Source organism: Streptomyces sp. NPDC025793 (genome assembly GCF_055558375.1).
In genome coordinates, this window is record NZ_JBVHMR010000014.1 from 1 (window position 1) to 16072 (window position 16072).

The window sequence follows — 16072 nt, forward strand, 5'->3', positions numbered from 1 at the left end:
CCGCTACGAACGGAAAGCCGACCACTTCCTCGCCTTCACCAGCATTGCCTGCACCCTGATCTGCTACCGCAGACTCACCAAATGAGATGAGCTCTTAGAACAGGTCCAATTCGGACATCGGTGCGGCTGCTGGCACGCGGTCGGCGGCGCGCGTGACGGGCAACGTGACAGGGTGCGTGGCGCCCCAGGCATCACGCACGGTGAGCGTGGCACTGGTCGAAGGCACGCCGCCTCCCCTCCGTCCGGTCCCTGGAGCGGTACGCCCGCCCCGGCGTCGACGCGGTCGCACGGCACGTTGCCGAGCGCGACCCCGCCGCCCGGCGGAAGGGCTGATGTCTCCAAGATCGCTGCGGGTGGCTTCTGGGCTCACCTCTGCGCACAGCTCGATTGTGCCGCCGGCTCAGCGCGTGCCTGCCCGGGCTTCAACCCGGGACAGCACTCTTCCGAGTGCATTTGCGGAAGAAGCCGCACATAGGCTCGCAAGAAAACCTGTCGCGGTCATGGTAGACATTGGCTCGCCGCAAGGTTATTATTTCTGGCGTACTCAGGAAGTCGATGAGGTGCGGCAGAGATGAACTGCCGTGCATGCAGGTCAAGCAGGACGCGGCCCCCTCCCCCGTGGGGTTGCGAGCAATACCCGCGTTATCCAGCAGTACAACCGTGTCACCGAATGAGGTAAGGAGCAGACGCCATCGGGATCGCCCGGGCGAGGAAGAAGTCCGCCCGGGTACCGCAAGGCCCCGGATTGGAAGGTGGTCCCCGGTCACGCATACGCGATCCCCGCAGCCCCGCCCTCCCACGCGGACCTGCGGAAAAAGAAGGCCGGCACAGTTGGCCGGTAGATGGTGTTGAAAGCTCGGGGCCCGGGTGCCGTACGGCGCCCGGGCCTCCCGACGTGTCCCCCTGGAAGAAGAGGTCTATGCCCCTTGCCAGTCCCCGTCCCGTCGACAATCTCGACGATGACGACTACCCCGCCTACACGATGGGCCGGGCCGCCGAGATGCTCGGCACCACCCCCGCCTTCCTCCGCACCCTGGGCAAGCACCGCCTGATCACCCCGCTGCGCTCCGAAGTCGGCCACCGCCGCTATTCCCGCTACCAGCTGCGCATCGCCGCCCGCGCCCGCGAACTCGTCGACCAGGGCACTCCCGTCGAGGCCGCCTGCCGCATCGTCATCCTCGAAGACCAGCTCGAAGAAGCCCAGCGCATCAACGAGCAACCGCGCACCCAGGACGGCGAGGCCCAGCCGAAGACCACGGCCTGAAACTCCACACCGGGCGGCAGGCGGACGACACCGACCGCCGGCGAGCGAAGCCGACTTCATCAGGCTTCGACGGCACGCGCTCAGGCCGCCTGGGTGAGTTCGGCGCGGCCGAACAGCAACACGTAGCCGCCGGGGAGCCGGCGCAGCATGCGGGTAAGCAGGTCGGGGCCGGCCAGGGCGGCGACGACGGCGAGGACGGAGCCGGGGTCCCAGCGGGTGGTGGCCAGGGTCATTTCGCTGCCGGTGGCGAGATCTTTGACGAAGGCCCAGCCGGTCAGCGGCTGGATGATGTTTCCTAGCCTCGATCATTCATGAGGGGTCAGTTTGCTGACGGACCCTCATGAACGATCGAGGCTAGGCGTCTGAAACTCCCTCATGAAACGAACCGGGGTCGTGAGCAGCGACCTCTGGCGATGTCCGGAGCCGGCGGCACGGATATCCAAACTCCTGTGCGCAGGCTCACGACGCGGTGCGCTGTACCTCGACCTGGGGGTACGGCGAGGACCGGCCGGCCAGCAGCGGTTCCGGCAGGCCGTGGGCCACATGGTCGACGAACGCGGCCAGGTAGGCGTTGGTGATGGTCAGCGCGTCGTCGCTGTCGATCGACCCGAGCCCGACCACAGACCGGATCGGCGCGGCCAGGTAGTAGGCGCCGTAGTCGCTGAAGTTGAAGTGCTCGGCCCCGTTGAGCCGGTAACTCCAGACGGGACCGGTGCTGGCTGCCAGCAAGGCGCGGGCGGCGTCGCGTTCGGACTGCTCGTCGCCATTGCTCGGCCGGCAGGTTCCGGTGATGCAGGAGCTCTGGCTGGCCAGCAGCATCATCGGTTTGCCGAGTCCGGAGTGGACGACCGTGCCGAACTGGGTTCCGTCCAGGTCGGCTGCTCCGGCGCAGTGCGGGTCGTCGTGGCAGGCTTGCAGCGCGGCGGCTCCGCCGAAGGAGTGGCCCAGGTACATGGTGGTGGCCGCGTCGACGTGCCCGGCGAAGGGGCCGGTGGCGTCCAGCGCGGCGACCCGGGTTGCGGCGAAGCGGTCGTCGGCCGCCCATACGCTGACCAGCCGGTCGTTGGCCGGGCGCATGGCGGCCGCGTCGGAGTCCTGCGGGTTACCGGCCGGTGTCGCGTTCACCGGCCGTCCGTTCAGCACGGTCAGGTTCGCGCTGTAGGTGGGGGTGATCCCGGCCACCAGGTATCCGTGGCTGGCCAGGTTCTCCGCGAGCGTGGTGTACTGCGGCGCGGCCAGACCCAACCCGGGTTCGAGCACCACCACGGGGAACCGGCCGGCGGCGACGGGGGCGTCGGCGACGGCGTGCACCCGGATGTCGTCGAAACTGGTCTCGCCCAGCCCGGGCAGGCCGCCCATGTGCAGTCCCGACCAGGCGCCCGGGGCGTAGGGCGCGGGTGGCGCGCCGGGGGCGGGTACGGCCGGATACCACAGCCACGCGGACAGCTCCCGCGGCATGCCCGGGTGCGGGGCGAGTGGATCGGTGCGGGCGTGGTCGGTCCAGTCGGCCGTGGTCCGGCCGACTGGATAACGGCCGGTCGGGGCGGGCAGGGTGACCTGCTGCCCCTGCCGGACCGCCACATAGCCGATGTAGCCGCCGAGCGTCACCACCAGCACGGTCGCCAGGACGAGCAGGGTCTTCAGGGTTCGGCGTGGCCACCGACGGTCAGTGCGCATCGACGCTGCCCCGGGTACGTGCGATGGCGGCCCGCAGGCCGCGTGCGGAGGAGGTCGCCGCGACCACCAGCGTGACCGCCACGACCGTGCCGTAGCCGGCCAGTGCCGTGAACGCGGGCCGGTCGGCGAAGGTGACCAGGCCCCAGCCGACGCTGGCGGTAACGGCCACCGCCATGAGTGCTGTGGCGACCGCGCTGGCCACGGTGGCGACGCGCAGCCCCGCACCGCTCGGCGTGACGCGCCGCAGCGCGGCGGCCGGTCCGGCGGCGAAAGCCGCACCGGCGAACAGGCCGAGCCCGACCAGGACCAGAAACCCGGTGGGGCCGACACCCACCCCGTGGGTGATCAGCCGGAGGACCGCCGCAGCACCCAGGAAGGCCGATACGGCGACCGGTGGGACGAGCAACAGCACGCGGGCGCGGCGGCGTCCGGGATGGCATTGCGGGGCGCGGAGGACGGCAACCACCGGGGGCAGCCAGCCGACCGCGGTGGCCAGCGCCGACGTGGCCGAGGCCAGCGCGTAGACGTTGTACCACCCTGCGGCCGGGTCGGTGTGCCCGGTGACGTACCAGGCCCCGTCCCGAGTGGTCTTGGCGAACAGGACGGCACCGGCCGCCAGTGCCGTCCACGCGCACAGGGTCACCGCGACGGTGGTGCACATCCGTCCGGTCCGGTCGTGCAGGTGCCTGCTGGGACGGGCCCAGACGCGCACCGCCGCAGCCGCGACGTCGACCACCTGCCGAACCCCGACGCCACCGTCCTCCAGCAGGGCCGCGAACTCCGTGGCGTAGCGGTGGCGCCACACGGGCGGATACAACCCGACCAGCACGCGCACCCGCCAGTCGGGCCTGCCCTCGGCGGCGTTGGGGATTTTCACGGCATGGCCCCCGCGGCCCGGAGCCGGCGTAGCCCCAGATCGGCCACCCGCCGCATCTGCTCCGCCTGCTCGGCCAGCGTGCGCTGGCCGAGACCGGTGATCCGGTAGGGGCGGCGACGCCCCTGCGCGGGCAGCGCCTCGATCAGCCCGTCGGCTTCCAACCGGGCCAGCACCCCGTACAGAGTGCCGGGGCCGAGGACAACACCGACCGAGTCCGCGATGTCCTGAGTGATCGCGTAACCGTGCCTGGGTTCGTCAGCCAGGCTCGCCAACACGAGTACGGCCGGATCGGTCTCGGACGCCATGATTCCCCTCTCCGTCGACCTCCGCGAGAGGATATAACGCGTCACGATGTATCGCCAGGCATAGTAAGCGATCCTTGGTCGCAGGCTTCTGGAACGAGTCCCACGCTGTGGCGTTGAGGTACGCACGTGCCTCAACCGCACTCCAGTCCCTCGCTGCACAACCCGACCCACTCGCCGAGGCCGGCGTGACGCGCGTCTTCCCGGAGGAGATCTCCACGCGTGCCACCAAACGCCCGGAGCTGGAGGCCATCGTGAAACTCGCCGGGAGATCCGCCCCTCCGGCGTCACCGTCACCCTCGTCGTCCACGAACACAAACGGCTCGGCCGCGGCATCGAACTCGCCCTGCTCGCCGAGGAACTGAAGGCCAGCGACGTCGGCCTGAGTGTTCCTCACCGGCGAACTGAAAGGCTCGCACGACCCGTCCGGCATCGTGTCGCCGTGCTCGCGGCCATGTCGGGCATGGAGCGCGCGTACATCTGCGACCGCACCCTCGAAGGCCACGAGTCCGCCCGCAAACGTGCCAAAACCATCGGCGGCGCGGGCGTCACCGACGAAGACATACTGTCCATGGCCCTCCACCTGCGCGACCAGGAGATGAGCCTGCGCGACATCGCCAAGCGCCTCGTCATCACCACCGGCACGAAGAAGGGCCAGCACCCCTCGCCCGCCACCGTCATGCGGATGCTGCGCGAATACGACGAGCAGGCCGCCACAGCGGCGAGCGCGTGATCACCCGCTACTTTGCGGCTGGTGTCTGAGCTGGGACTCCAGGGCCGTGATCCCCGTGGGTTCAAGGAAACCGAAGGTCCTTCAGCCTGAAGCCACTGGTCCACCGGTCTGCTTCAGGCCGACGGGGCCCGTGGGTTCGGTTGGAACACGAGGTTGCTGCGCAAGCCGAAGAGCTTCGGCCGTGACGTCGGCGTCGACCTGTGCCGGTGTTCTGTCGCCGTATTCGAGGACGTCGTAGTCGTCGTCCAGTTCGGCGAGTCGCTCGGCCAGAGGCAGTTCGTGCCCGAAGCGCTGGTGGATCCGGAAGGCCAGCTCCCGTGGCGTCAGCTCGCCGGCCAGCATGCGGGCGGCAAGTGCTCGTGCGGCGGCTTCCTGTCCGGCAACGCTGCCCACTGAGCAGAAGGTGAGGCCCAGTTCGTCGAGTGCCGGGGCAAGGAGGTCGGGGACGTCGTAATCCGCCTCCGCGCGTGTGCACGCGGCCAAGATCCGCAGGGCAGGACTGTCGAGGCCGGCAACGAGTGCGTCACAGGCAGCAGCGACGACGTCGGTTGCGCGGATCTCGCCCATGCTCCAGAGAACCGCACGGTCCTGAAGTTCGCGGGCGGCTGTTTCGGTCGACGGCATCTGTCCATGGTCTCGTCAGTGGGTTGAGCAGGTCGAGTGGGTTTCACGGTGATGCCTGCTCGGCAGCTTCTGCCAGAAGCGCACGTGCTGAGTCCGCGTAGCGGATGGCGGTCTTCTCGTCGATGCCGAAGACGAGGGCGGGGTGGTGTCGGCGTACAGGCGGATGTGCGCCACCCCGTACGGATGAGAGTGCACCGACATGGTGGCGGAGTCGGGTCGTGTCCGTGAGCCGTCTGTCGTCGGTTCGGGGTGCCCGCAGGGGCGGCCGCTCGGGACCGCCTCTGCCTGCGCTGGATCAGGATGGTTCCGTGACCCGGTGGAAGAGGCGGCCGGCGAGGTCGACGCCTGTGACTGCGCCGTTGGCGTCGCGGGAGAAGTAGCCGCGCTGCCCCTTGAGGCCGCCTTCGGTGACGATGTACTCGTCGTCGGCGCCGGGAAGGAAGCCGATGTCCGCGGCCGGGTAGTCCGGGGGCATTTCCTCGTCCGATGCCTCGCGGATCTCCGGCTTGATGCCGACCGCCAGAGTGAGGCGGGTGCCGTCGGTGGCGATGTCGAGGTTCATGGCGTCGATCTCGTAGCGGCCGACGACCTGCTGGGCGTGTCCCTCGTCGTACGGGACCGGCTCCGCCGTCTTCTCGACGACGCCGAGGCAGTGCTCGATCGCCCACCGCACGACGGACTGGTTGAAGGGGTAGCCGTCCGGGCCGGCGTTGGCCAGGCAGACCACCGCGAAGTTGCGCTCGGGCACGATGAGCAGTTCGGCGAACTGGCCGTTGCCAGAGCCACCGTGGCCGATGGCGTGCAGGCCGTCCAGGTCGTGCAGGAACCAGCAGATGCCGAAGCCGTCGCCGAGCGTGCTGGCGCGCAGCCCGACCGTCTGCTCCCGCATGCGGTGCAGCTCCGCGGCGGGCAGCACGCCCTGGCCGTCGCCGAGTTGGAACCGTGCCCAGCGCAGCAGATCGCTCACTGTGGAGGCGAGGCCGCCGCCGGGGTTGTCGGCGCGCGCGCCTTCCTTGAACGCTGCCCAGGGCCGGGCGGGGCGCAGTTCGCCGTCGTCGCCGCGGTTGTGGCCCACGGCGAACTTGCGGACCATCACCTCGGACAGGCCGTACACGGTGTCCGCGAGGCCCACCGGCTCCAGGACGAGCGAGGCCATGGCCTGCTCGAAGGGCAGGCCCGTGACCTTCTCGATGATCCGCCCGGCCAGGTTGTAACCGGCCTGGCTGTAGGAGGCGCGGGTCCCGGGCGGTGCGATGAGCGGCAGCCGGGGCAGCTTCGCCACGAGGCCGGCCAGGGAGCGGTCGCCTTCGCCGTCGTCGATCAGGTTCCAGTCCAGGCCTGCGGTGTGGTTGAGCAGGTTCAGGACGGTGATCCGCGCCGCGGCCTGCTCGTCGGCGAGCTTCAGTTCGGGCACGTAGCGCCGTACCGGCGCGTGAAGGTCCACCTTTCCTTCGGCGGCCAGGCGCATCAGCGCGGTCGCCGTGAAGGTCTTGGACACCGACGCCAGAGGGAACAGTGTCTTCTCGTCGACCGGCATCGGGTTGCCGAGGCTTGTCACGCCGTGCGAGGCGTGGATCTCCCGGCCGTCCAGGAGCACCCCGACCGCGACACCGGGAACGCCGAACTCCGCGGCCTGCGCGTTGACGAACTCCGACAGCTTGTCCTGCAGCATTGCTCCCCCTCCGGGTACTTGAACTAAGTACGAGCGGCAGCGTAGACCGCGGCTCGAACAAAGTGCAAGCCTTGACGTGAACTAAGTTCAAGTAGGGTGGTGGGCATGTCACGAGACACACTGACCGCAGACCGGATCGTTCGTGCGGCCATCGATCTGCTCGACGACGAGGGACTGGACGGCCTCAACATGCGGAGCCTGGCGAAACGGCTCGGCTCGGCCGCCACGGCCGTCTACTGGCACATCAAGACCAAGGACGACCTGGTCCGACTCGCCAGTGACGCGATCTGGGACGAGGTCGAGCCGCCCGATCTCGACGCCACCGACTGGCGCACGGCCGCCACCAGTCATGCCACCGGCATGCACGCGATGCTCACCCGCCACCCCTGGCTCGTCCAGGCATTCGGCAGCCACCTCCTCCACGGGCCCGGCCAGGCCCTGCACAACGACCTCAGCCTCGCCATCTACGAAAAGGCGGGTTTCACCGCCGACGACGCTGACCAGGCGGCCGCCACCGTTCTCACCTTCGTGCTCGGCAGCGCGCTCGGCCCCGCCGCGCAGGTCTCGCTGAACCGCCGGCTGAGCAAGAACGGCGCAGACGCCGAGCAACTCATGGCCGACGCCATGACACGCGCCACCGAGACCGCCATGCAATTCCCGCGCCTGCGCGGACGCCTCGGCACCACGGCCGCCACGGAGTACGCCGCAGCGCCGGACAACACCTTCGCGTTCGGCCTTCAGTCCCTCCTCGACGGCTTCGAGGCCCGCCTCACCGCCGGTGGCGCCAGTCGGCCCGAGTGACCGCCCCGGACAACACCCGGCCGACCAGCCCAACGCCCCTTTTCCCGGCTCCGCGCCGACTCACGAGCAGGACGAGGCGAGGCAGACCGGGACACCGACGTGGCCTGCGCGGTGCACATATCTCTGTACTTGGTGGTGCACTCACACGAGTACCAGGACACCAGGTGGAGAAGTACCTCCTCACCCGAGTCTCCGCCGCCGACGTCGACCCGGCCCGGGCATCGCAGCCCGACAACATTCGCGAACACCGCTGGTGGACTCTCGCCGAACCGCGCGCCACAGGCGAGCCGGTCTACCCCCTCGGTCTCGCCGACCTGCTCACCGGCAGCCTGGCGCACGGTGCACCCCGGGCGCCCCGTCGTCCTGGCCGGATACGTCTTCCGCGCACCGCGCGGCACAGCACACTGCGGGCATGACTCAGCACCCCGCCCCGCTCTTCGCTGCCGTATGCCGCCGTACTCTGCGATGTCGACGCGTCCTGCGGCACTGGCCCGCTGACACCGAGATCGAACACGCTCACGGGCTACCCGCCGGCACACTCGCGGCCGCAGCCTTCGCCCCGGCTCGTATCCACCCCGCCATCACCGAAGAGAGCACCGACGGACAGTGGAGGTCCGCCGTGGCGGCCGACCTCGCCAACAGCTGCGGCTCGAAGGAACGGGCCCACGGTGCCGTAGCCGCCTGGAGCGATCGGGCTCCAGCGACCTGGGCCGAAGCGCGTCGGTCTCCCGAATGAGACTCCGCCATGCAGCGCAGCGATACGGCCGCGGCTCCGATGATGATTCACCGGACAGCCCTAATACAGGGCCTCGCCCATGGGGGAGGCGGCACCGATGACGTAGGAGCGGATCGACGCCAGGTACTCATCACGGGCCACCCGGCCGTCGCCGTCGGCGTCCAATGCGTCGAATGCGGCAGCAGCGTTTCCGGGCGCATTGTTCAGCGCGGTGCGCAGCATCGTGAATTCGGCCTTGTTCAGAGCGCCGTCCCCGTCGGCGTCGGCGAGGTCGAACAGGGCGCCCAGGGCGAACCGGCAGACGTTGTCGAACTTGTCGGCGCCGACCCATGCGTCGTATTCCTCGAAGGTCAGCTTCCCGTCGCCGTTCGCGTCCATCGCCGCCCATGCCTTGTGGGCTTGTTGGCGGGCGGCGACGACGAGCGGGTCGCCCTCCGAGCGTCCCGTGGCCTGGACGGTCCGGTCGACCCGGGAGAGGTAATCGCGCGCCGAGATGACCCCGTCCCCGTCCGCGTCCATCGTGGCGAAGATACGCCCTCGCGCGACGGTTGCGGCTGCAACGGTGGTATCGCCCACTGGAGATCTCCTCCTGCTCGTTTCCTGCTCGACGGGAGCTCGTCCGGCGCTTGCTACCCGCCGTGTTCCAGGTTCCATGCGACCGCAGCAGACCCTGTGAAGTCCGGCGGGAGTACAGGCGCGCGTGACCGCGCACCCCCCGATCCGTGCGCGGTCACGCGCTCAGAGACGCCGGGTGCGGGATGCCCACCTGGGTAGGCCAACGGCCGTTACTGGTACAGGACGTATGGGAGGGAACATGTTCGGCAGGCGTGGTGTCGCGGTGACCTTGGGGTCTGTGATGCTGGCGGGATCGTCGTTGGTGTGGGCACCGACCGGTCAGGCCATGACGGGCAAGGAGACGAGCGTCGGCTGCGTCGGGCACAGTGAGAGCCGTTACGACCCACCGCTCACGCTCCTGGCCCGGCCGACCCATGTTCACGCGGACATCACGTACACCTGCGGTGCCCACGGCCGGACCGTCCCCGCCACCGGCTCCTTCGACTCGGACGCACCAGCTGCCTCCTGCGTCGCCGTGTCAGGCGGAAGCGGGACGGAAACCGTCCGGTATGCCCACGGCGGCAGTTCGCTGATCGCCTACGACAGCGCCACGACCCTCCGCGTCGCCGGAGTCCTGGTCGTCATCCAGCGAGGCCGGGTCGTCGAGGGACGTGGCCAAGGACATCCCGTACAGCGCACTGTCACCGGGCTGCCCCGCGAACTGCCCACGGACTGCCTCACATCCGGCCTCCAGGGAGGCGGCAACGAGGTGCAACTGGAGATTGAACCGTAGTGCTCAGGCTATAGGGGTCGGCGTGCGAACTCTGAGTTCCAAGGTGGGCCGGTAACGGACAGTGGCTGATCCCGCGTCCGCCTCGCACCCCGACGTGAGCAGATACCGGACCGGCGACGGAATGGTCAGGGCGCTGTCACTGATTGTCACGGTTCTGGATGCGGACGTTACAGCCGGATGCGAGCCTGGGCCTACCCCCACTCAAGGAGTGAATCCCGCATGGGTATCAAGGACGAGATGCAGGGCAAGGCGCAGCAGGCCAAGGAGAAGGCCCAGCAGGCCAGGCAGCAGGCCCAGCAGCGTGGCCAGCAGGCGCAGGACAAGGTGCGCCAGCAGCAACAGGAGCGGGGTCAGCAGCAGTCGCTGGACGACATCCAGGACGAGCTCGACCAGTGACGTCCAAGGCGCCACAGCGATAGCCAGTACCCCGCCAGCCCTTCGCGTCCAAGTCTCCTTCTGGTGAGGGAGGCTTGGGCGTGCCGGTGTACTTCTGGTCTGCGTCGACCTATCGGACAGGCCCTAGCTGTGCTGTCCCGGGACGTTGGTGGAGGGGTGTCGGAAGGTAGGTCTGGACGCGTCGCACGTCAGACGAAGGAGAAGTGCGCGGCGGCTTCGGCGGGCGTGGTCGCTTGGCGACGTCCGGGGACATCGTGGACGCTGGTTGCGCCCTCGGAGCGGAGCTGGGCGGCACCGGCGTCCCGGGTCATGATGGCGGCGTAGGCGCGGACGTCCGCGGCGGTGAGGTCCGTGCGGCCTCGCTCGGTGTACTGCTGGAGGAGGTCGGTGACGTCCGGGTTGAATCGCAGCATGGTCACCGGGGCGTTGAAGCGCCCGGCGATGGCGATGAGCCGTGCGCGTGCCTGCGGCGTGACGTTCGTTGACTCGGCGACTGCGCTGTGCCCGGTGGCGAGCCGGGCGACGATCCTGCGGTCGCGTTCCTCGAAGATCCGTGCATCCGCCGCGTCGGATTCCGCTTCCGCGGGTGAGGTGCCGAAAAGCTCCGCGCGGATCTCGTCGCTGGACACCACGGCTTCCGCGTCGATCTGCCGGCGCGCGATCAGTGCCCGAACGAAGCTGGTCTTGCCCGAGGCTGGTGGACCGACGAGGACGACGAGTCCTGTCGGCACCCGGATGGCCGGCGCGAGAGCGTTGAGGTAGAGGTCGCCTGCGCAGTCGAGGGCTTCCTCCGGGGAGCTGGCGGGCAGTCCGCTGGGCAGGATGATGTCCCGGTAGCTGTCGTTGCCGGCCAGGTAGAGGGCGAAGCCCCAGGTGTGCGGTACGCCGGTGAAACGCAGTCGGCACAGCGGCAGGCTCTTTTCGCCGGGCAACTCGGCTGCTGCGTAGGCGAATCCGGTGCGGAAGCGGACCGTGATGGCGTCCACGTGGGGCCAGCATGCGCGGGCGTGGCGGTTCAGGGGCGCAGGTGGTGCTGCATCGATTCCGGGGGGTTCTTCGGCACGGGCCCATCCTGCCGGGTGCGGCGGCGACCCGCCATGATCGTTGGCCGTGGAGGGTGGGCGACGGGCGGGGACAGCGGTGGCGGTGGCGATCGATTCGCGGGTCCGCGAGCGGCTGGTGCGGACGGTGGCCTCGGCGAAGTCCGAGGTGCGGGCGGTGCTGCGGGCCCGGATCGTCCTCGCGGCGGCGGACGGACTCGCCAATGGTGCGATCGCCAGGGAGCTCGAGGTCAGCGTGAACACGGTGCGCAAGTGGCGCGGGCGGTCCGCGGCACTGGGCCCGGACGGCTTGCGGGACGCCGAACGGTCGGGGCGGCCGAAGATCTACGGGCCCGAGGTCCGCGTGGCGATCGTGGCCACAGCAACCAGCATGCCGCCGCATCCGGAAGCGACCTGGTCGCACCGGGCCGTCGCCCAGCATGTGGCCGGTGCCTGCCCGGTGTCGGTCTCCGCCTCCCAGGTCGGCCGGATCCCGGCCGGTCTGGACCTGAAGCCGCACAAGGTCCGTGGCTGGCTCACCCGCCGGGACACCCCCGACTTCTGGCAGCGAGCCTCCGCGGTGTGCGCCCTCCACCCTGATCCGCCGGAGGGAGCGGTGGTGCTCTCCATCGACGAGAAGACCGCGATCGCCGCCCGTTCACGCCGCCATCCTGGTCGTCCCCCACGCCCCGGTGAACCGCCCGGCAGGAGTCCGAGTACCGGCGTCACGGCACCGCCTCCCTCGTCGCCGCTCTCGACGTGCGCACCGGTGAGGTCCTCACAGAGGTGATCGCCCGCAACAACGCGGCGACCTTCACCGCCCTCCCGGACCAGCTCGACCAGGCGATCGCTCCTGGCCAGGCGATCCACGTCGTGCTCGACAACGGCTCCTCCCACACCGCCAAGCACACCAAGGCGTGGCCGGCCGAGCACCCGCGCCGGCACGTCCACTGGACCCCGCCACACGCCTCCTGGCTCAACCAGGTCGAGCTGTTCTTCTCCGCCCTGACCCGCCGGGTCGTGCGGCATGGTGACTTCACCAGCCGCGACGACCTGATCGAGAAGCTGGAGGCATACGTCATCGGGCACAACGAGACCGCCAAGCCCTACCGAGGGACCTACGAAGGCACCCCACTCAAGGCCGCCTGATCAACACCCCTCCGCAAACTTCCGCGGAGAAGCACTAGTTGGTGAAGTACAGGTACTTCCAGGATCCGTACGTCGTCGTGTTCACGGTGTCGCCGGAGGTGCCGTTGATGTACGAGGACCGGATCCGTGCCTTGATGCCGGAGTGGCCGGGGGCCGGGATGTAGACGACGGACCTGCCGTCCGTGCCCAGGCTGAAGTACTCGGAACCGTCCGCCTCCCACTTGCCGTTGACGTAGACCTGTAGTTCGAGGCGCTGCTTGCGGCCCGGGTAGTAGGTCATGGTCGTGGTGAACAGGGGTGCGACGTTCTTGTGGAACCAGTAGTAAGGGGTCGTGCCGATCTTCGCCGTCCTGTACTGCCGGGAGACCGCGAGGGAGACGGCCACGCGCGCGTACGCCGTGGACTTCACCGTCTTGGGCGCGGTGCGGGTGTCGCCCTTGAAGACGGCGGTGACGTCCGTGTCCCGGAGCATGTTGAGGGTGACGGAGAGGTTGCCGCTGGAGTCGACGGTGCCGCTCTTCAGCAGCTTGTTGGGCTTGTCGGCGCCGTAGGGGTTGGCCCAGATCTCGACCGTGCGGTTCTTGTGGGTCGGGCCGAGGTGCGCGGTGAAGGTGACGGCTTTGTTGTAGTCGTACACGTTGCCGTTGTTGTTCAGGGTCAGGCTCGGCGTCGCGAAGGAGACCTTGACCTGGGCGGTGGCGGTGGCCGCCGCGTGGGTGCCGTCGCCCGCGTAGGAGACCTTGTAGGTGGCGGTGCCGCCGGCCTGCGGGGTGTCGGTGAAGGAGTACGAGCCGTCGGCGTGCACGGTGGCGTCGGGCAGCGCCTTGCCGTTCGGGTTCTCCGCGTCGGTGCGGAGGACCTTCAGCGTGGTGCCGGCGGGCGGCTGCGTCGACGTCGACAGGGTGCCGGAGACGGTGAGCTGCCTGCCGCCGGTCGCGGTGGACGGGGCGTTCACCGACAGCGTGGGCTGCTCCAGCGTCGGATTGCCGAGCGGAGTGACGGCCCAGCCGCTGTTGGTGCCGACGAGGGCGAACAGCTCGGTGGAGTCCGGGGACCAGGCCAGCGGGGTCTTCGCCCCGTTGGAGCCGGTGTTGTAGGTACGGATCGGCACGGCGCCGTCCGGCCGGTAGACCGACACGGTGCCGCCGTTCGCCTGCGCGACCAGCCCGTTCGGGGCGATGTCGGCGTCGGTCCCGTTCGGGTAGGCGCCGTCGGCGGCGAACGCGCCGTTCGTGTACGCCTGCCGCTCGGTGCCGTTGACCAGCACGTGAGTGCCGCCGGGCACCAGGTCGATGTCGTGGATGCCGCTGTTGAGCGAGTAGTCGCCGTGGTAGTACGCGACCTGCTGCGGCGTGCCCGAGGAGACGTCGAGGACGGCCATCGAGTCGGTGGACAGACCGGTCTCACCGACGGCGAGGATGCCGGGCTGGCCGGGGTCGGTGTCGAGCAGCGCCTGGCCCCAGAGCTTGTTGGTGTACTGGCCCGTCGTCACCGTACCGGCGCCGGCCGGGTCGACCGAACCGAGGTTGCCGTCCCACTGGTCGCCGTACGTGAACCACACCTTGCCGCCGGACACGGCCACATGGGTCGGGCCGGTGGTGGTGGGCACGGTGTAGCGGGACCTGACGGTCAGGGTGGCCGCGTCCAGCGCCACGATCTGGTGGCTGCCCGAGGCGGCCGCGTACAGCGTGCTGCCGTCGTCGGACAGGGCGAGGTCGGTGACGTCGGTGATGCCGTCCGCCTCGCCGACCTGGTTGCCGTTGTAGTCGGCGGCGAAGACCTTGCCGGTCTCCGCGTCGCCGACGAAGACCCGGCCGGTCGCGCCGTCGACGACGAACCCGCCGACCGCGTACACGGAGGCGGGAGCCGCCGAGGCCGTACCGGCCGATATCACGCTCAGCGCCGCCGAGCTGAAGACGACCGCGAGCGCCGTCGCGGTCGAGATGCTGCGCCTTCGCACAGTTGTGTAACCCCCACGAGGAGTCCCGGCCTGAGACCGGGAGCCGATGGCGCCGCGCATCGCCCGGCCGTGACCGAAACGGTGCGGTGACGACCGGGGCGCGACTGCCAGCGGCAGCGTATGACATGGGTGTGACAGTCGATGAGCGGGAATGGTTGTGCGTCAGGAGGGACAGCCTGGATTGGGGTGGCTCAACCCAGCGGTGCCACCGCGTGGTCCGGGTCTGAGAACGCCGCGTCGTCAGGCGTCGCTTCCGGCTGCGGGGCCGTACTGCGCCAGAGCCGGCGGCAGGCCGAGACCGTCGCCGCCAGCAGCAGCCCGTCGCGGATCAGCAGTACGACGATGCCCGGCAGATCGCTGCGCACGACCTGGCCGAAGCCGACGGGGAATTCGAGCACCGTGAAGAAGCACGCGGCCAGGATGAGCAGCACCGGCCGGCGTTGGACGGTGGAGCGGCCGGTCAGGCAGAGCGCGCCGAGGCCGAGCAGCCAGATCAGGTACTGCGGGCTGATCACCCGGCTGGTGGTGACGAAGACCAGCACCGCGGTGAACGCGGCGTCGTAGAGCGCGGCGTCGCTGAAGGTGCGGGCGCGGACCCGCCACCAGAGCAGCCAGCAGAAGGCCAGCACCGCGCCGGCCAGTGCGATCCGGGCCGCGGTGGGCACATACGGGCCGAGGAACTCGAACGAGCCGTAGTGCAGCCGGGAGGTGCCGTGCCACAGGCCGAGCCAGCGCAGGACATGAAACGGCAGGGCGCCCAGCGACTCGATCTCGACGCCGCGCTGACGCTGCTCGGTGAGGAACGCGAACGGTCCCCGGGTGAACGCCAGGAACGCGGCGCCGACGCCGACGGTGGTGACCAGCGCCGCCCCCCAGGAGCGGCGGGTCGTGCGGCCCGGCCGCGCACCGGCGAGCACGAGTACCGGCCAGACCTTGACCAGCGCGCCGATCCCGGCCAGCACGCCCGCCACCCGGGGATGGCGCGCGGCGGCCAGCAGGGCGGCGACCGCGAGGGCGGTGACCATCACGTCGTAGCGGGCCAGCGCCAGCGGGCCCAGCACGGCGAGCCCGGCGACCCACAGCCAGGCGCCGGCCAGGTCCCGGCCGTGGGCCCGCCCGGCCCGCAACAGCATCGCCAGGACCGTCGCGTCGGCGGCGCAGGCGAGCAGGTAGAAGGCGTGCGAGTACGTGAGGAACGGCAGCATTGCCGGGGCCAGGAAGACCGCCGCCGCGGCGGGCGGGTACTGCCAGGTGACGTCGCCGATCGGAAAGCTGCCGGTCAGCAGCCGTTCGTACCAGCCGTGGTAGATGATGACCACGTCGGGGCGGACATCGTCACCGGGGAAGCGCAGGGCGCCGAAGAGCGTCAGCAGCAGTACGGCTCGCGTCACCGCCCAGGCCAGCACCGGCACCCATGTCCGTGAGCGACCCGCGGCCACCGTTGCACGCCACCACACCGTCACGTTCCAGCGCCTCTCCGTCAACCGCCTTGC

The 16072-nt window shown here is 69.8% G+C and carries 17 protein-coding genes and 1 pseudogene; 8 read left to right on the plus strand and 10 right to left on the minus strand.

Annotated elements, in window-relative coordinates; translation table 11 throughout:
• Positions 1-919 precede the first annotated feature (919 nt).
• Positions 920-1264: a MerR family transcriptional regulator gene (locus ACZ4MF_RS25265; protein ID WP_467494203.1), complete on the plus strand. Its 345-nt coding sequence runs from the start codon at positions 920-922 to the stop codon at positions 1262-1264.
• Positions 1265-1344: 80 nt separating this feature from the next.
• Here ACZ4MF_RS25265 and ACZ4MF_RS25270 read toward each other — a convergent pair.
• The 4 genes and pseudogenes from ACZ4MF_RS25270 to ACZ4MF_RS25285 all read right to left on the minus strand — a co-directional run.
• A pseudogene (locus ACZ4MF_RS25270) lies at positions 1345-1548 on the minus strand (DUF2267 domain-containing protein); the annotation flags it as partial.
• 175 nt (positions 1549-1723) lie between these two features.
• Positions 1724-2941 carry an alpha/beta hydrolase gene (locus tag ACZ4MF_RS25275; RefSeq protein ID WP_467494204.1) on the minus strand — a complete coding sequence of 406 codons (1218 nt, stop codon included), beginning with the start codon at positions 2939-2941 and terminating at the stop codon, positions 1724-1726.
• Positions 2931-3818 carry a hypothetical protein gene (locus tag ACZ4MF_RS25280; RefSeq protein ID WP_467494205.1) on the minus strand — a complete coding sequence of 296 codons (888 nt, stop codon included), beginning with the start codon at positions 3816-3818 and terminating at the stop codon, positions 2931-2933. The genes ACZ4MF_RS25275 and ACZ4MF_RS25280 overlap by 11 nt, the downstream gene beginning before the upstream one ends.
• The gene (locus ACZ4MF_RS25285; protein WP_467494206.1) at positions 3815-4123 is read right to left on the minus strand and encodes a PadR family transcriptional regulator; all 309 of its coding nucleotides are present in this window, start codon (positions 4121-4123) and stop codon (positions 3815-3817) included. The genes ACZ4MF_RS25280 and ACZ4MF_RS25285 overlap by 4 nt, the downstream gene beginning before the upstream one ends.
• Before the next feature lie 343 nt (positions 4124-4466).
• Between ACZ4MF_RS25285 and ACZ4MF_RS25290 the strand changes: the two genes are divergently transcribed.
• Entirely contained in the window at positions 4467-4853 is a 387-nt protein-coding gene (locus ACZ4MF_RS25290; protein ID WP_467494386.1) for a hypothetical protein, read from the plus strand.
• Between the two features lie 81 nt (positions 4854-4934).
• Here ACZ4MF_RS25290 and ACZ4MF_RS25295 read toward each other — a convergent pair whose 3' ends face one another.
• Together ACZ4MF_RS25295 and ACZ4MF_RS25300 are read right to left on the minus strand one after the other, a co-directional pair.
• On the minus strand, positions 4935-5477 hold the full coding sequence (locus ACZ4MF_RS25295; protein ID WP_467494207.1) for a hypothetical protein: 543 nt from the start codon (positions 5475-5477) through the stop codon (positions 4935-4937).
• Between the two features lie 295 nt (positions 5478-5772).
• Positions 5773-7149 (minus strand): serine hydrolase domain-containing protein, encoded by a 1377-nt coding sequence (locus ACZ4MF_RS25300; RefSeq protein WP_467494208.1) that lies wholly within the window; start codon positions 7147-7149, stop codon positions 5773-5775.
• 105 nt (positions 7150-7254) lie between these two features.
• Between ACZ4MF_RS25300 and ACZ4MF_RS25305 the strand changes: the two genes are divergently transcribed.
• Positions 7255-7950 carry a TetR/AcrR family transcriptional regulator gene (locus tag ACZ4MF_RS25305; RefSeq protein WP_467494209.1) on the plus strand — a complete coding sequence of 232 codons (696 nt, stop codon included), beginning with the start codon at positions 7255-7257 and terminating at the stop codon, positions 7948-7950.
• A gap of 164 nt (positions 7951-8114) precedes the next feature.
• Positions 8115-8366, plus strand: coding sequence for an NUDIX hydrolase (locus ACZ4MF_RS25310; RefSeq protein ID WP_467494210.1), 252 nt, complete (start codon positions 8115-8117; stop codon positions 8364-8366).
• 380 nt (positions 8367-8746) lie between these two features.
• Here the strand turns inward: ACZ4MF_RS25310 and ACZ4MF_RS25315 are convergent, their stop codons facing one another.
• Positions 8747-9262, minus strand: a complete 516-nt coding sequence (locus tag ACZ4MF_RS25315; protein WP_467494211.1) for an EF-hand domain-containing protein — start codon at positions 9260-9262, stop codon at positions 8747-8749.
• Positions 9263-9500: 238 nt separating this feature from the next.
• On the opposite strand from ACZ4MF_RS25315, the gene ACZ4MF_RS25320 reads away from it, so the two are divergent.
• Positions 9501-10034: a hypothetical protein gene (locus ACZ4MF_RS25320; protein ID WP_467494212.1), complete on the plus strand. Its 534-nt coding sequence runs from the start codon at positions 9501-9503 to the stop codon at positions 10032-10034.
• A 219-nt stretch (positions 10035-10253) separates the two neighbouring features.
• On the plus strand, positions 10254-10430 hold the full coding sequence (locus ACZ4MF_RS25325; RefSeq protein WP_467494213.1) for a hypothetical protein: 177 nt from the start codon (positions 10254-10256) through the stop codon (positions 10428-10430).
• A 188-nt stretch (positions 10431-10618) separates the two neighbouring features.
• Here the strand turns inward: ACZ4MF_RS25325 and ACZ4MF_RS25330 are convergent, their stop codons facing one another.
• Complete coding sequence (locus ACZ4MF_RS25330; protein WP_467494214.1) at positions 10619-11416, minus strand: AAA family ATPase; 798 nt, start codon at positions 11414-11416, stop codon at positions 10619-10621.
• A 160-nt stretch (positions 11417-11576) separates the two neighbouring features.
• Here ACZ4MF_RS25330 and ACZ4MF_RS25335 point away from each other — a divergent pair, with 160 nt between their 5' ends.
• Together ACZ4MF_RS25335 and ACZ4MF_RS25340 are read left to right on the plus strand one after the other, a co-directional pair.
• Positions 11577-12260, plus strand: a complete 684-nt coding sequence (locus tag ACZ4MF_RS25335; protein WP_467494215.1) for an IS630 family transposase — start codon at positions 11577-11579, stop codon at positions 12258-12260.
• Positions 12230-12619, plus strand: a complete 390-nt coding sequence (locus tag ACZ4MF_RS25340; RefSeq protein ID WP_467494216.1) for a transposase — start codon at positions 12230-12232, stop codon at positions 12617-12619. The genes ACZ4MF_RS25335 and ACZ4MF_RS25340 overlap by 31 nt, the downstream gene beginning before the upstream one ends.
• A 34-nt stretch (positions 12620-12653) precedes the next feature.
• Here the strand turns inward: ACZ4MF_RS25340 and ACZ4MF_RS25345 are convergent, their stop codons facing one another.
• Positions 12654-14579 carry an NHL repeat-containing protein gene (locus ACZ4MF_RS25345; protein WP_467494217.1) on the minus strand — a complete coding sequence of 642 codons (1926 nt, stop codon included), beginning with the start codon at positions 14577-14579 and terminating at the stop codon, positions 12654-12656.
• A 191-nt stretch (positions 14580-14770) separates the two neighbouring features.
• Positions 14771-16018: a glycosyltransferase 87 family protein gene (locus tag ACZ4MF_RS25350; protein ID WP_467494218.1), complete on the minus strand. Its 1248-nt coding sequence runs from the start codon at positions 16016-16018 to the stop codon at positions 14771-14773.
• Positions 16019-16072: the final 54 nt, after the last annotated feature.